The organism is Neptunomonas sp. (assembly GCF_016744175.1).
Taxonomy (GTDB): domain Bacteria; phylum Pseudomonadota; class Gammaproteobacteria; order Pseudomonadales; family Balneatricaceae; genus Neptunomonas.
This window is the reverse complement of the sequence record NZ_JADGEV010000011.1, coordinates 24,150-37,903: the sequence shown is the minus strand read 5'-3', so window position 1 is coordinate 37,903 and position 13,754 is coordinate 24,150. Positions and strand designations below refer to the sequence as shown.

Genomic DNA, 13,754 nt, shown 5'->3' with positions numbered 1-13,754 from the left:
CGCCATAATCTAAGAGGTATTTTATCGTGGCAAAAAAAGCATTTGAACGAAATCTGCCGCACGTCAACGTAGGTACAATTGGCCACGTTGACCATGGCAAAACAACACTAACGGCAGCACTAACGCGCGTATGCGCTGAAGTATTCGGCGGTGAAGCAGTAGCATTTGATGGTATCGATAATGCTCCAGAAGAACGTGAGCGTGGTATCACAATCTCTACATCGCACGTAGAGTATGAATCAACGATTCGTCACTATGCGCACGTTGACTGTCCAGGGCACGCGGATTATGTGAAAAACATGATCACCGGTGCTGCTCAGATGGATGGTGCTATTTTGGTATGTGGCGCGACTGATGGTCCTATGCCTCAGACACGTGAGCACATCTTGCTGTCTCGTCAGGTAGGTGTTCCATACATCGTTGTTTTCCTGAACAAAGCGGATTTGCTAGCTGAAGACTGTGGTGGTGTTGATTCTGAAGAATACGCTGAAATGCGTGAGCTTGTAGAAATGGAATTGCGTGAGTTGTTAGATGCTTACGAATTCCCTGGTGACGACACGCCAATCATCTGTGGTTCTGCGCTAATGGCGTTGAATGGCGAAGATGATAACGAACTGGGTACTACTGCTGTTAAAGCATTGGTAGAAGCTTTGGATACTTATATTCCAGATCCAGTGCGTGCTATTGATCAGCCGTTCCTACTTCCAATTGAAGATGTGTTCTCAATCTCTGGTCGCGGTACAGTGGTTACTGGACGTGTAGAGCGCGGAATCGTTAAAGTTGGTGAGTCTATCGAAATCGTTGGTATTCGCGAAACAACTACAACGACCTGTACGGGTGTTGAGATGTTCCGTAAATTGCTTGACGAAGGTCGTGCAGGCGAAAACTGTGGTGTTCTATTGCGTGGTACTAAGCGTGATGACGTGCAGCGTGGTCAGGTTTTGGCTAAGCCAGGATCGATCAACCCGCATACTAACTTCGAAGGCGAAGTGTACGTGTTGAGCAAAGATGAAGGTGGTCGTCATACACCATTCTTTAAAGGCTACCGTCCACAGTTCTACTTCCGTACTACTGATGTAACGGGTAACTGCGAACTGCCTGAAGGCGTTGAGATGGTAATGCCGGGTGACAACGTTAAGATGGTTGTTACTCTGATTGCACCAATCGCAATGGACGAAGGTCTACGTTTTGCGATTCGTGAAGGCGGACGTACAGTAGGTGCTGGTGTAGTATCTAAAATTATCGCGTAATCTCTTTTTGAGGTTAGATGATATAAAAAAGCCCTCAATTTGAGGGCTTTTTTTGCTTTTGGTTAAAAATTAGTCGACTAGTCTTGACGTGGCATGCTCTCCTGAGTAGAATTTGCCTCCCCTTCATAGAAGGGGAGGTCGGCTAATGCCGTTATAAATCATTTGAATAGTGTGATCAAAATGCAAAATCAGAAAATCAGAATACGTCTGAAAGCGTTTGATCATCGCCTGATCGACTCGTCTGCGCAGGAAATTGTTAATACTGCAAAACGTACGGGTGCACAGGTGCATGGTCCGATCCCGCTTCCAACTCGCAAAGAACGTTTTACCGTTCTGATCTCTCCGCATGTAAACAAAGATGCGCGTGATCAGTACGAAATTCGTACGCATAAACGAGTTCTAGACATTGTTGAGCCAACAGAAAAAACTGTTGATGCTTTGATGAAGCTAGATCTTGCAGCGGGTGTAGAAGTGCAGATCAGTTTAGGCTAATCAGTCACTGCGCAGAATTATTCATTTAATGAAGCGCTGTTTGTGGAATGCTCCTGAAAAGGGCAGCCGTAGTGGGTAACAGCCCCGTACACAACTGGCAAGAGGTATAGGAAATGTCTGTAGGTTTAATCGGACGTAAAGCGGGTATGACTCGCATCTTCACAGAAGATGGCGTATCCGTGCCAGTCACGGTCATCGAGGTGGATCCGAATCGCGTAACGCAGGTTAAAACTGTTGAAACTGACGGCTACACAGCTGTGCAAGTGACTACTGGTTCTGTTAAGGCTAATCGCCTAAACAAGCCAAAAGCTGGTCACTATGCTAAAGCTAGCGTAGAAGCAGGACGTGGTTTGTGGGAGTTCCGTCTGTCGGGTGATGAAGGTATCAACGTTGGTGATTCACTAACTGTTGAGCGCTTCGCAGTAGGTCAGAAAGTAGATGTTGCTGGTCAATCAAAGGGTAAAGGATTTCAAGGTGCTATTAAGCGCTGGAACTTCTCTATGCAAGATGCGACTCATGGTAACTCACTATCTCACCGTGCTCCGGGTTCCATTGGTCAGTGTCAGACTCCTGGTCGTGTTTGGAAAGGCAAGAAGATGGCGGGTCACATGGGAGCTGAACGCGTTACTATTCAGACTCTAGAAGTTGTGCGTGTAGACGCAGAACGTAACCTGTTATTGATCAAGGGTGCTGTTCCAGGTGCAACTGGCGGTGACGTAATCGTTAAACCAGCTGTTAAAGCTGGCGCCTAAGGGGGGTTATGATGAATCTGAATCTCGCTGGAGCTAATGGATCGGTCGAAGTATCCGATTTGGCATTTGGTAAAGAATTCAACGAAGCATTGGTACACCAGGTAGTTAATGCTTACCTGGCTGGTGCTCGTCAAGGTACAAAAGCACAGAAAACTCGCTCTGAAGTTTCTGGTGGTGGCGCTAAGCCTTTCCGTCAGAAAGGAACAGGTCGTGCGCGTGCCGGTACTATACGTTCGCCTATCTGGCGTAGTGGTGGTGTTACGTTTGCTGCAAAGCCGCGTAGCTACTCGCAGAAAGTGAACAAGAAAATGTATCGTGCAGCTATGCGTTGCATCTTCTCTGAATTGGTTCGCCAGGATCGTCTGGTAGTTGTTGATCAATTCTCAATGGATACGCCAAAAACTAAACAGTTTATTGCTAAGATGAAAGAATTTGATCTAGCAAGCGCGTTGATCGTGACTGAAGATGTTGAAGCAAACCTATACTTGGCTGCTCGTAATGTTCCGCATGTGGATGTACGTGATGTTGCCGGAATTGACCCAGTAAGTTTGGTTGGTTTTGATAAGGTTGTAGTTACTGTACCTGCTCTTAAGAAAATTGAGGAGGCATTAGCATGAACCAGGAACGTCTATACAAAGTATTGTTAGGTCCTCATATCTCGGAAAAAGCAACTATTATTGCTGATAATGCTCAGCAAGTAGTTTTTCGTGTGGCTAAAGATGCTACCAAACCTGAAATCAAAGAAGCAGTTGAGCAGCTGTTTAACGTCAAAGTATCTGGCGTTAATGTTCTCAATGCTAAGGGTAAGACCAAGCGCACCGCACGCGGCCTAGGCAAGCGTAGCGATGTTCGTAAGGCATATGTATGTCTTGCTGCTGGCTCTGAGATTGATTTTCTTGGTGGCGAATAAGAGAGGTTAAGTTATGGCGGTTATGAAATCAAAGCCAACCTCTGCTGGACGTCGTCACGTAGTTAAGGTTGTAAATGCTGAGCTGCATAAAGGCAAGCCTTTAGCTGCATTGATCGAAAAGAAAAGCAAGAGCGGTGGTCGTAACAATAATGGTCGCATTACGACTCGTCACATTGGTGGTGGTCATAAGCAGCATTATCGCGTTATTGATTTTCGTCGCAATAAGGATGGTATCCCGGCAGTTGTTGAGCGTCTGGAATATGATCCAAACCGTACTGCGCACCTTGCCCTGCTGAAGTATGCAGATGGTGAGCGTCGCTACATTATTGCGCCGAAGGGTGTTTCTGCTGGAACTAGTTTAGTTTCTGGCGTTGATGCTGATATTAAAGCGGGTAACACGTTGCCATTGCGCAACATTCCTTTGGGTAGTGTTATTCACTGTATCGAACTGAAACCTGGTAAAGGTGCTCAGATTGCTCGTTCTGCGGGTACATCTGCTCAGTTAGTTGCGCGTGAAGGGACGTATGCTACATTGCGTCTACGTTCTGGTGAGATGCGTAAAGTGCTGGTTGAGTGTCGCGCAACGTTGGGTGAAGTTGGCAACAGTGAACACAGTCTGCGTCAGCTCGGTAAAGCCGGTGCTAAGCGCTGGAAAGGTGTTCGTCCAACCGTTCGCGGTGTTGCGATGAACCCAGTAGATCATCCGCATGGTGGTGGTGAGGGTCGTACTTCGGGCGGTCGTCATCCTGTTACTCCATGGGGTGTGCCTACTAAAGGTTATAAGACACGTAAGAATAAACGCACGAACAAGCTAATCGTTCGTCGTCGTTCTGCTAAGTAACTAACTTGAGGATACAGCTGTGCCACGTTCACTGAAGAAAGGTCCATTTATCGACCTTCACCTGTTGAAGAAGGTAGAAGCTGCAATTGAAGCGAGCGATCGTAAACCAATCAAAACTTGGTCACGTCGCTCTACTATCTTCCCGCACTTTGTTGGGATGACGATTGCAGTTCATAACGGCCGCCAGCACGTTCCAGTCTTCGTGACTGAAGATATGGTAGGTCATAAACTTGGCGAATTCGCTGCTACGCGTACTTATCGTGGCCATGCTGCGAATAAGAAGGCTAAGCGTTAATAAGGGGTTAAATGATGGAAGTCGCTGCTAAATTAATTGGCGCTCGCATTTCTGCCCAGAAAGTGCGCCTAGTCGCTGATCAGATTCGCGGGAAGTCGGTGGGTGAAGCTTTGAATATCTTAGCTTTTAGCCCAAAAAAGGCTGCAGTACTCGTTAAAAAAGTTTTGGAGTCTGCTATTGCAAACGCCGAGCATAATGACGGTGCTGATATTGATGAGTTGCATGTTTCTACAATCTTCGCTGATGAAGGTGTAACTATGAAACGCATCAAGCCACGTGCTAAGGGTCGCGCAGATCGCATCCTGAAGCGCAACTCCCATATCACCGTTAAGGTGTCCGACTAAGGCTGAGTGCTAGGAGAGTTCGTTATGGGTCAGAAAATACATCCGACCGGTATTCGACTTGGAATCGTCAAAGATCACACTTCTGTGTGGTATGCCGACAAGTCAGAATATGCAAGAAAATTGCAAAACGATCTTCAGGTACGTAATTACCTTGAAGGTCAGTTAAAAAATGCTTCTGTAAGCCGCATCGAAATTGAGCGTCCTGCACAGAATGCTAAAATCACTATATTTACGGCTCGTCCGGGTATTGTGATTGGTAAAAAAGGTGAAGATGTTGAGAAACTGCGTAATGCTGTTTCTGACATGATGGGTGTGCCAGTTCACATCAACATCGAAGAGATTCGCAAGCCTGAACTTGATGCAATGTTAGTAGCACAAGGTGTTGCTAGTCAGCTTGAGCGTCGTGTTATGTTCCGTCGTGCTATGAAGCGCGCTGTGCAGAACGCTATGCGCTTAGGTGCTAAGGGTATTAAGATTCAGGTTGGCGGTCGTTTGGGTGGCGCTGAAATCGCACGTTCTGAGTGGTATCGTGAAGGTCGTGTACCTTTGCATACGCTGCGTGCAGATATCGATTATGCACCTTATGAGGCGCACACTACTTATGGTGTGATTGGCGTTAAAGTCTGGATCTTCAAAGGTGAAGTTCTCGGTGGTATCGAACAGGTACGTGCTGAGAAGAAAAATGCGCCTAAGAAGAAAGGTTCTAAGTGAGGTGAACGTCAATGTTGCAACCTAAACGACTTAAATTCCGTAAGATGATGAAGGGCCGTAATCGCGGTCTTGCACATCGCGGCAGCAAAGTTAGCTTTGGTGAGTACGGTCTTAAAGCTACCGGTCGTGGTCGTATTACTGCGCGCCAGATCGAAGCTGCACGTCGTGCTATGACCCGTCACGTTAAGCGTGGTGGTAAAATCTGGATTCGTATTTTTCCAGATAAGCCGATTACTAATAAGCCACTAGAAGTGCGTATGGGTAAAGGTAAAGGTAACGTAGAATATTGGGTAGCTCAGATCCAGCCGGGTCGTGTGTTATTCGAAATTAGCGGTGTACCTGAAGATCTGGTTACTGAGGCTTTTGCTCTAGCGACTGCTAAATTGCCGGTGTCTACAACCATTGTCAAACGGACGGTGATGTAATGAATGCCCAAGAACTTCGTGAAAAGTCTTCAGAAGAGCTTCAGCAAGTATTGTTGGGTCTTTTGAAAGATCAGTTCCATCTGCGTATGCAGAAATCAACTGGTCAACTGTCACAGACTCACCTTCTGGGTCAGGTTCGTCGCGACGTGGCTCGCGTTAAGACAGTACTGAATGATAAGGCAGGTGAAAAATGAGCGCTGAAAAACGTACTCGGACTGTTGTTGGACGTGTTGTCAGTGACAAGATGGATAAAACCATCACAGTTCTGGTTGAGCGTAAAGAGAAGCATCCGATTTACGGAAAGTTCATGACTCGCTCCTCCAAGTTGCATGCTCACGATGAGAAAAATGAGTGCCATGCGGGTGATCTTGTAACGATCGAAGAAACCCGTCCTTACTCCAAGAGTAAAACTTGGGCGCTTGTAAGTGTTGATGAGCGTGCTGCGAAGGTGTAGAATACGCGCCTTCGCTCCAGTTGACGGTTTGCCCGTCATGATTTGACGGGCAGCTAACATATTTTGGAGTAGACCATGATTCAAACTGAATCGATGCTTGATGTCGCTGATAACAGCGGTGCTAAGCGAGTGCAGTGTATTAAGGTTCTGGGTGGTTCACACCGCCGTTACGCAGGTATTGGTGACATCATTAAGGTTACTGTGAAGGAAGCAATTCCGCGCGGTAAAGTTAAAAAAGGTCAGGTTCTTAACGCTGTTGTAGTACGTACCCGTAAAGGTGTTCGTCGTCCAGATGGTTCTGTAATCCGTTTTGATGTAAATTCAGCGGTTTTATTGAATGCGAACAACGCACCTATGGGTACGCGTATTTTTGGCCCAGTAACGCGTGAACTTCGTTCTGAGAAGTTTATGAAAATCATTTCCCTGGCGCCTGAAGTGCTTTAAGACTGAATTCTTCGGAGTTTTGTCTATTGAAACGCCATGCCCGAAAGGGTTTGGCGTTTTTGAGCATGAGCAGGTAGTAGGAAGCGATAAAGGTATAGCATGCGTAAGATTATACGTGACGACGAAGTGGTCGTTATTGCAGGTAAAGATAAAGGTAAGCGCGGTACGGTTCTTCGTGTGTTGACGGACGATCGCCTTATTATTTCCGGTATCAACATGGTTAAAAAAAGCACCAAGCCTAACCCTCAATTGGGTAAGCCAGGTGGTATTGTTGAGAAAGAAGCAGGGATTACTACTTCTAATGTTGCCATTTTCAACCCGGCTACAGGTAAGGGTGATCGTGTGGGCTTTAAAGTGCTTGAAGATGGCACCAAGGTTCGCTTCTTTAAATCCAATGGCGAAATCGTCGGCGGCGGAAAATAAGGAGCGAATGTTATGTCAAGATTGAAAGCGCTTTATGCTAGTGAAGTTAAGCAGAAGCTTAAAGAAGAACTAAGCAGCCCTAACGTTATGGCTGTTCCGCGCATTACAAAAATCACTCTTAATATGGGTGTTGGTGAAGCTTTAGGTGATAAGAAGCAGATGGAATATGCTGTGAATGATATGACAGCTATTGCTGGTCAGAAACCTGTAGTAACATTGGCGCGCACATCTATTGCAGGCTTCAAAGTTCGTGAAGGCTGGCCAATTGGATGTAAAGTGACGTTGCGTGGAAAGCAGATGTGGGACTTTATGGATCGATTGGTAGATGTCTCTATCCCTCGTATTCGTGACTTCCGTGGCCTCAACCCGAAATCTTTTGACGGTCGTGGCAACTACAGCATGGGTGTCAAAGAGCAGATTATTTTCCCTGAAATCGAATACGATAAAGTGGATAAATTGCGTGGTTTGGATATTACGATCACAACAACTGCTAAGACAAACGACGAAGGTCGCGCCCTGCTGGCTGCCTTGAATTTTCCGTTTAAGATTTAACAGGGGTTAAGAATGGCTAAGTCATCTATGAAAGCGCGTGAAGATAAGCGTGCTAAAGCTGTTGTTAAATTCGCTGCAAAGCGTACACAGCTTAAAGAAATTATTAATAGTGCCGCGTCTTCTGAAGAAGAACGTTGGGACGCAACTGTTGCGCTGCAGAAACTGCCGCGCGATTCTAGCCCGAGCCGTCAACGTAATCGTTGTCAAATTACCGGTCGCCCACATGGTGTGTACCGTAAATTTGGTTTGTGTCGTAACAAATTGCGTGAAGCAGCAATGCGCGGTGATGTTCCGGGTCTTAAGAAAGCAAGCTGGTAATACAGTTTGTTAAATGGTAAGCACGATGGTCAGGGCAGGAAACTGCTACCGCATTGTGCTGCACAACTGAGGAAGTAAATGCATGAGCATGCAAGATACATTGGCGGATATGTTAACACGTATTCGTAATGGTCATATGGCTGAAAAAACAGCCGTATCTATGCCGTCTTCCAAGATTAAAGTATCAGTTGCTGAAGTGTTGAAGAGTGAAGGTTATATCACTGACTACGTTGTAGAAGGTGAAGCTAAACCTCTTCTCACTATCGAACTGAAATACTTTGATGGTAAGCCGGTAATCGAAGAGATTAAAAGAGTTAGTCGTCCAGGTCTGCGCATCTATAAGGCAACTAAAGAGCTGCCTACTATCGCAGCTGGTCTTGGTGTGGCGATCGTATCTACCTCAAAAGGTATGATGACTGATCGCGCTGCACGTGCTGCCGGTATCGGTGGTGAAATCATTTGCACGGTATTCTAAGGGGTTACAATGTCACGTATTGCTAAAAATCCCGTAGTCATTCCTGCAGGTGTTGATCTGAAACTTGAAGGGCAGTCTGTTAGCGTATCCGGTAAGAACGGTAAGCTAGCTATTAATATGCACCCATCAGTTTCTATGGAACAAGAAGGTAATGTACTTACGTTCACAGCCCGAGATGGTTCTAAAATCTCGCGTTCAATGTCCGGTACAGCCCGTTCTATTGTCAACAATATGGTTGTCGGTGTATGCGAAGGTTTTGCGAAAACTTTGTTATTACAAGGTGTTGGTTATCGTGCTGCTGTTAAAGGCACCACAATTAACTTAACTTTGGGTTTCTCGCATCCAATCGAATATCAATTGCCTGAAGGCATAACAGCTTCAATGCCTAACCAAACCACAATTGTTATTAGTGGTGCTGATAAACAGCGTGTTGGTCAGGTAGCGGCAGAAGTTCGCGCGTTTCGTCCACCTGAGCCTTATAAAGGCAAAGGCGTACGTTATGCTGACGAACATGTTCGTCGTAAAGAGGCTAAGAAGAAGTAAGGCAGGGTTATGAACGCTAAGAAAAAAGCTCGTATTCGTCGCTCACTGCGTGCTCGCCTGAAAATGCGTGAACTTGGTGCTGCGCGTCTGTGTGTTAACCGCACACCACGTCACATTTATGCTCAGCTAATTTCTGCTGATGGGGGTCAGGTTCTGGCTTCTGCATCAACAGTTGAGCAAGCGCTACGCACAGGTAGTACTGGTAACGCCGATGCTGCAGTAAAAGTAGGCGCTTTGATTGCAGAGCGTGCTAAAGAAGCAGGTATCACTAAGGTTGCTTTTGACCGTTCGGGATTTAAATTCCACGGTCGTATTAAAGCGCTAGCTGACGCAGCCCGTGAAGGCGGCCTGGAATTCTAAAGGGGTCGATGATGTCAAATCACGAACAAAAAGATGGTGATCTACAGGAAAAGCTAGTTCAAGTAAATCGCGTTGCCAAAGTAGTTAAAGGTGGACGTATTTTTGCTTTTACAGCGCTGACTGTAGTTGGTGATGGTAAAGGGCGTGTTGGTTTCGGCCGAGGTAAAGCCCGCGAAGTGCCTGTTGCAATTCAAAAAGCAATGGAAGCAGCCCGTCGCAACATGATCCGTGTTGAGCTTAATGGAGATACTTTGCAGTATCCTATTAAAGCACGCCACGGTGCTTCAAAAGTATATATGCAGCCAGCCTCTCAAGGTACTGGTGTAATTGCCGGTGGTGCTATGCGTTCCGTTTTGGAAATCGCTGGTGTGCACAACGTATTGGCTAAATGCTACGGATCTACAAATCCTATCAACGTAGTGCGTGCAACATTTAAAGGATTGCAGCAAATGCGCTCTCCTGAAGATATTGCTGCTAAGCGTGGTAAGTCTGTAGAAGAGATTCTGGGGTAGACTATTATGGCTAATACTTTGAAAGTTAAACTGGTCCGCAGCCCAATCGGTATCTTACCTAAGCACAAATTGTGTGTTAAAGGTCTGGGTTTGCGCCGCATCGGACATATTGTTGAACTTGAAGATACTCCTTCAGTTCGCGGTATGATCAATAAAGTCCACTACATGGTTAGTGTAGTAGGCGAGTAAGAGGAGTTCGTCACATGCGTCTGAACACTCTAAGTCCAGCTGCTGGTTCTAAACCTGCTCCAAAACGCGTCGGACGCGGTATTGGTTCTGGTTTAGGAAAAACTGGTGGTCGTGGTCACAAGGGTCAGAAGTCCCGCTCCGGTGGTACTGTAAAACCGGGTTTTGAAGGCGGTCAGATGCCGTTGCAGCGTCGTCTGCCTAAGTTCGGCTTCACTTCCCGAAAAGCACGCTTTGTTGCTGAAATTCGTTTAAACGAATTAAACGGCATTGAAGCGGAAGTAATTGATCTGGCAGCACTGAAATCTGCAGATATTATCTCTGAAGAGATAAAGTCTGCGAAAATCATCTTGTCAGGTGAGCTAAAGAAAGCAGTCAACATCAAAGGCCTTCGCGTGACTAAAGGTGCTTTGGCTGCAATCGAAGCTGCTGGCGGCAAAATCGAGGCGTAAATGGCTAAGAAAGGATCAATACCGGCAGGCAAGCAAAGTGGTTTAGGTGAGCTATGGTCTCGTCTGCGCTTTGTGTTGCTGGCTATCGTGGTTTACCGTATTGGAGCGCATATACCTGTTCCTGGTATTAACCCTGATCGTCTGGCTGCACTGTTCGATCAAAATCAGGGGACGATTCTCAGCCTCTTTAATATGTTCTCAGGTGGCGCTTTAGAGCGTATGAGTATTCTCGCGCTTGGAATCATGCCGTATATTTCTGCCTCTATTATTATGCAGTTAATGACCGTTGTGAGCCCAAAGCTTGAGCAGTTAAAGAAAGAAGGTGAGTCGGGTCGTCGTAAGATCAACCAATACACACGTTACGGTACAGTCTTGTTAGCTACCGTTCAGTCATTTGGTATGGCTGTTGGACTTGCGAATCAGGGAATTGCTTTCCTCGGAGGGCCTAGCTTCTACTTTGTCGCAGTTGTGACACTAGTTGCTGGTGCAGTTTTCCTCATGTGGTTAGGAGAGCAGGTTACTGAGCGCGGTATTGGTAATGGTATTTCGATTTTGATTTTCGCTGGTATTGTTGCTGGTTTACCGAGTGCTATTGGGCAGTCTTTTGAGTCTGCTCGACAGGGTGATCTGAATATTCTTGCGTTACTAGCAATAGCTGTTTTAGCAGTTGCTACGGTCGGATTTGTTGTATTTATGGAACGCGGTCAACGCCGTATCACCATAAATTACGCAAAAAGACAGCAAGGGCGTCAGGTTTTCGCTGCTCAAACCAGCCACCTACCATTGAAAGTTAATATGGCTGGTGTTATTCCTCCAATCTTTGCGTCTAGTATTTTGTTGTTTCCTGCATCAGTTGGCCAGTGGTTTGGGCAAACTGAGGGAATGGAATTATTACAGGACTTTGCCTTGGCGCTTGCGCCGGGTCAGCCCTTGTACATTATTTTGTTTGCAGTATGCATAGTGTTTTTCTGTTATTTCTACACGGCGATTATGTTTAATCCACGTGAAGTAGCAGACAACTTGAAGAAGTCAGGTGCTTTTATCCCGGGGATTCGCCCAGGAGAGCAATCTGCTCGTTACATTGACTCCGTGTTAGGTCGTCTAACACTATGTGGTGCGCTCTATATCACGGCTGTGTCTTTAATGCCTCAGTTTCTCGTGGTTGCTTGGAATGTGCCCTTCTACTTCGGCGGAACATCTCTGTTGATCGTAGTGGTTGTTGTAATGGACTTTATGGCTCAGGTGCAGTCACATTTGATGTCTCACCAATACGAGTCCCTGATGAAAAAATCAAATCTCAAAGGTGGCGGCGCAGGCTTGCTGCGTTGAGCGCTAGGAGTGGATCATGAAGGTGCGTGCATCTGTTAAAAAGATCTGTCGTAACTGCAAGATTGTACGTCGCAATGGTGCGGTTCGTGTGATCTGCAAGGTGGAACCTCGCCATAAGCAGCGTCAGGGTTAATTACCTGGCAAAGGGAGTAGAAAGCGTGAGGCCTTGCTTTAATATTAAGCAAGGCGTATAATGTCGCGCTTTCTATGAACATATTTATAGAATTGTGCTCATGAGAGCACTTTTAAGATGGAGTAAGTTGAATGGCCCGTATAGCTGGCGTCAATATTCCTGACAATAAGCATGCGGTTATTTCTCTGACTTACATTTATGGGATTGGCCGTACGACTGCAAAAAAAATCTGTGAAGCTTCTGGTGTAACCGAAGCAACTAAGATTTCAGAGCTTAGCGAAGCGCAGCTTGATGTAGTTCGTGGTGAAGTTGGCAAGTTTACAGTTGAAGGTGACCTACGCCGTGAAGTATCTATGAGCATTAAACGTCTCATGGATCTCGGTTGTTTCCGTGGTATTCGTCATCGTCGTAACCTGCCTGTTCGTGGGCAGCGTAGTAAGACCAACGCGCGTACGCGCAAAGGTCCACGTAAGCCGATCCGTAAATAAGTGTTAAGCGATAGGAATTTCCAATATGGCTAAGCCAGGTAATCGCACACGTAAAAAAGTTAAAAAGCAAGTTGTAGATGGGTTAGCTCACATCCACGCTTCTTTTAACAACACAATTATAACCATTACCGATCGCCAGGGTAATGCACTTTCATGGGCGACTTCAGGCGGCTCCGGCTTCCGTGGTTCTCGTAAAAGTACACCGTTCGCTGCGCAGGTTGCTGCAGAGCGTGCCGGCCAGGCTGCATTGGATTATGGTTTGAAAAATCTTGACGTGTTTGTAAAAGGTCCTGGACCTGGTCGTGAATCGGCAGTTCGTGCGCTGAACGGTTGCGGCTACAAAATTACAAACATTACTGATGTCACGCCGATTCCACACAACGGCTGTCGTCCACCGAAAAAACGTCGCGTATAAACTGGAGACGGTATAATGGCAAGATATCTTGGGCCAAAGTGCAAGCTGTCACGCCGTGAAGGTACAGACCTGTTCTTGAAGAGTGGTGTCCGTGCACTGGATAGTAAGTGTAAAGCTGAAACTGTTCCTGGTGTACATGGTGCTCGTCGAGGTCGTCTGTCCGATTACGGTCTACAGCTTCGTGAAAAACAAAAAGTTCGCCGTATTTACGGTGTGCTGGAACGTCAGTTCCGTAATTACTACAAAGAAGCCGCTCGTCAGGCTGGTTCAACAGGTGAAAACCTGCTTCAACTGCTTGAAGGTCGTCTAGATAACGTAGTTTATCGTATGGGTTTTGGTTCTACACGTGCTGAAGCTCGTCAGGTCGTATCACACCGCCAGATCACTATTAATGGTCAGGTTGTAAACATTGCATCTTATAAAGTGCAAGCGGGTGATGTGGTCGCAGTTCGTGAAAAAGCTAAGAACCAGCTGCGTGTTAAAAGCGCACTAGATCTGGCTTCGCAGCGTGCTCCAATTGAGTGGGTTTCAGTTGATGCTGGCAAAATGGAAGGCATATATAAGTCTATCCCTGAGCGTAGCGAATTGTCAGCTGACATCAATGAGCAGCTGATCGTTGAGCTGTACTCTAAGTAATTCATGAACTCTTG

The 13,754-nt window shown here is 46.3% G+C and carries 27 protein-coding genes; all 27 read left to right on the top strand.

The features are described from left to right. The first annotated feature begins 26 nt into the window (after positions 1-26). The 27 genes from tuf to rpsD all read left to right on the top strand — a co-directional run bounded on the left by tuf (position 27) and on the right by rpsD (position 13,740). On the top strand, positions 27-1,250 hold the full coding sequence (tuf, locus tag QZZ55_RS07015; RefSeq protein ID WP_293266615.1) for an elongation factor Tu: 1,224 nt from the start codon (positions 27-29) through the stop codon (positions 1,248-1,250). A 180-nt stretch (positions 1,251-1,430) separates the two neighbouring features. Further along, the gene (gene rpsJ, locus QZZ55_RS07010; RefSeq protein WP_028470348.1) at positions 1,431-1,742 is read left to right on the top strand and encodes a 30S ribosomal protein S10; all 312 of its coding nucleotides are present in this window, start codon (positions 1,431-1,433) and stop codon (positions 1,740-1,742) included. 113 nt (positions 1,743-1,855) lie between these two features. Beyond that, positions 1,856-2,494 carry a 50S ribosomal protein L3 gene (gene rplC / locus QZZ55_RS07005; RefSeq protein WP_201348439.1) on the top strand — a complete coding sequence of 213 codons (639 nt, stop codon included), beginning with the start codon at positions 1,856-1,858 and terminating at the stop codon, positions 2,492-2,494. Between the two features lie 11 nt (positions 2,495-2,505). Beyond that, positions 2,506-3,111, top strand: coding sequence for a 50S ribosomal protein L4 (gene rplD, locus QZZ55_RS07000; RefSeq protein ID WP_293266683.1), 606 nt, complete (start codon positions 2,506-2,508; stop codon positions 3,109-3,111). Continuing rightward, positions 3,108-3,404: a 50S ribosomal protein L23 gene (gene rplW / locus QZZ55_RS06995; RefSeq protein WP_293266614.1), complete on the top strand. Its 297-nt coding sequence runs from the start codon at positions 3,108-3,110 to the stop codon at positions 3,402-3,404. The genes rplD and rplW overlap by 4 nt, the downstream gene beginning before the upstream one ends. 13 nt (positions 3,405-3,417) lie before the next feature. Then, the gene (rplB, locus tag QZZ55_RS06990) at positions 3,418-4,245 is read left to right on the top strand and encodes a 50S ribosomal protein L2 (RefSeq protein WP_028470352.1); all 828 of its coding nucleotides are present in this window, start codon (positions 3,418-3,420) and stop codon (positions 4,243-4,245) included. 19 nt (positions 4,246-4,264) lie between these two features. After that, a complete protein-coding gene (gene rpsS, locus QZZ55_RS06985; RefSeq protein WP_028470353.1) occupies positions 4,265-4,540 on the top strand; it encodes a 30S ribosomal protein S19 in 276 nt (91 codons plus the stop codon). Positions 4,541-4,554: 14 nt separating this feature from the next. Next, entirely contained in the window at positions 4,555-4,884 is a 330-nt protein-coding gene (gene rplV / locus QZZ55_RS06980; protein WP_028470354.1) for a 50S ribosomal protein L22, read from the top strand. Between the two features lie 24 nt (positions 4,885-4,908). After that, the gene (gene rpsC, locus QZZ55_RS06975; protein ID WP_293266613.1) at positions 4,909-5,595 is read left to right on the top strand and encodes a 30S ribosomal protein S3; all 687 of its coding nucleotides are present in this window, start codon (positions 4,909-4,911) and stop codon (positions 5,593-5,595) included. Positions 5,596-5,606: 11 nt separating this feature from the next. Continuing rightward, the gene (rplP, locus tag QZZ55_RS06970) at positions 5,607-6,020 is read left to right on the top strand and encodes a 50S ribosomal protein L16 (RefSeq protein ID WP_028470356.1); all 414 of its coding nucleotides are present in this window, start codon (positions 5,607-5,609) and stop codon (positions 6,018-6,020) included. After that, a complete protein-coding gene (rpmC, locus tag QZZ55_RS06965) occupies positions 6,020-6,214 on the top strand; it encodes a 50S ribosomal protein L29 (protein WP_293266612.1) in 195 nt (64 codons plus the stop codon). Before rplP ends, rpmC begins: the two co-directional genes overlap by 1 nt. Continuing rightward, positions 6,211-6,474, top strand: coding sequence for a 30S ribosomal protein S17 (rpsQ, locus tag QZZ55_RS06960; protein ID WP_293266611.1), 264 nt, complete (start codon positions 6,211-6,213; stop codon positions 6,472-6,474). Before rpmC ends, rpsQ begins: the two co-directional genes overlap by 4 nt. Positions 6,475-6,549: 75 nt before the next feature. Further along, positions 6,550-6,918 (top strand): 50S ribosomal protein L14, encoded by a 369-nt coding sequence (gene rplN, locus QZZ55_RS06955; RefSeq protein ID WP_028470359.1) that lies wholly within the window; start codon positions 6,550-6,552, stop codon positions 6,916-6,918. 99 nt (positions 6,919-7,017) lie between these two features. Further along, on the top strand, positions 7,018-7,341 hold the full coding sequence (gene rplX, locus QZZ55_RS06950) for a 50S ribosomal protein L24 (protein WP_293266610.1): 324 nt from the start codon (positions 7,018-7,020) through the stop codon (positions 7,339-7,341). 12 nt (positions 7,342-7,353) lie between these two features. Continuing rightward, a complete protein-coding gene (rplE, locus tag QZZ55_RS06945) occupies positions 7,354-7,893 on the top strand; it encodes a 50S ribosomal protein L5 (protein WP_028470361.1) in 540 nt (179 codons plus the stop codon). A 12-nt stretch (positions 7,894-7,905) separates the two neighbouring features. Next, positions 7,906-8,211 (top strand): 30S ribosomal protein S14, encoded by a 306-nt coding sequence (rpsN, locus tag QZZ55_RS06940; RefSeq protein WP_028470362.1) that lies wholly within the window; start codon positions 7,906-7,908, stop codon positions 8,209-8,211. A gap of 82 nt (positions 8,212-8,293) precedes the next feature. Beyond that, a complete protein-coding gene (gene rpsH, locus QZZ55_RS06935; protein ID WP_293266609.1) occupies positions 8,294-8,686 on the top strand; it encodes a 30S ribosomal protein S8 in 393 nt (130 codons plus the stop codon). A 9-nt stretch (positions 8,687-8,695) separates the two neighbouring features. Continuing rightward, positions 8,696-9,229 carry a 50S ribosomal protein L6 gene (gene rplF, locus QZZ55_RS06930; protein WP_293266608.1) on the top strand — a complete coding sequence of 178 codons (534 nt, stop codon included), beginning with the start codon at positions 8,696-8,698 and terminating at the stop codon, positions 9,227-9,229. 9 nt (positions 9,230-9,238) lie between these two features. After that, a complete protein-coding gene (gene rplR, locus QZZ55_RS06925) occupies positions 9,239-9,589 on the top strand; it encodes a 50S ribosomal protein L18 (protein ID WP_293266607.1) in 351 nt (116 codons plus the stop codon). An 11-nt stretch (positions 9,590-9,600) separates the two neighbouring features. Further along, positions 9,601-10,101 (top strand): 30S ribosomal protein S5, encoded by a 501-nt coding sequence (gene rpsE / locus QZZ55_RS06920; RefSeq protein ID WP_028470366.1) that lies wholly within the window; start codon positions 9,601-9,603, stop codon positions 10,099-10,101. Positions 10,102-10,107: 6 nt separating this feature from the next. Next, the gene (gene rpmD, locus QZZ55_RS06915) at positions 10,108-10,290 is read left to right on the top strand and encodes a 50S ribosomal protein L30 (RefSeq protein WP_028470367.1); all 183 of its coding nucleotides are present in this window, start codon (positions 10,108-10,110) and stop codon (positions 10,288-10,290) included. Positions 10,291-10,304: 14 nt separating this feature from the next. Then, positions 10,305-10,739 carry a 50S ribosomal protein L15 gene (gene rplO / locus QZZ55_RS06910; RefSeq protein WP_293266606.1) on the top strand — a complete coding sequence of 145 codons (435 nt, stop codon included), beginning with the start codon at positions 10,305-10,307 and terminating at the stop codon, positions 10,737-10,739. Then, on the top strand, positions 10,740-12,068 hold the full coding sequence (secY, locus tag QZZ55_RS06905) for a preprotein translocase subunit SecY (protein WP_293266605.1): 1,329 nt from the start codon (positions 10,740-10,742) through the stop codon (positions 12,066-12,068). 16 nt (positions 12,069-12,084) lie between these two features. Then, positions 12,085-12,201, top strand: a complete 117-nt coding sequence (gene rpmJ / locus QZZ55_RS06900; protein ID WP_028470370.1) for a 50S ribosomal protein L36 — start codon at positions 12,085-12,087, stop codon at positions 12,199-12,201. Positions 12,202-12,332: 131 nt separating this feature from the next. Then, positions 12,333-12,689 carry a 30S ribosomal protein S13 gene (gene rpsM, locus QZZ55_RS06895; protein ID WP_293266604.1) on the top strand — a complete coding sequence of 119 codons (357 nt, stop codon included), beginning with the start codon at positions 12,333-12,335 and terminating at the stop codon, positions 12,687-12,689. Positions 12,690-12,714: 25 nt separating this feature from the next. Then, positions 12,715-13,104, top strand: coding sequence for a 30S ribosomal protein S11 (gene rpsK / locus QZZ55_RS06890; RefSeq protein ID WP_028470372.1), 390 nt, complete (start codon positions 12,715-12,717; stop codon positions 13,102-13,104). A 15-nt stretch (positions 13,105-13,119) separates the two neighbouring features. Next, positions 13,120-13,740 carry a 30S ribosomal protein S4 gene (gene rpsD / locus QZZ55_RS06885; RefSeq protein ID WP_293266603.1) on the top strand — a complete coding sequence of 207 codons (621 nt, stop codon included), beginning with the start codon at positions 13,120-13,122 and terminating at the stop codon, positions 13,738-13,740. The last annotated feature ends 14 nt before the right edge of the window (positions 13,741-13,754 follow it).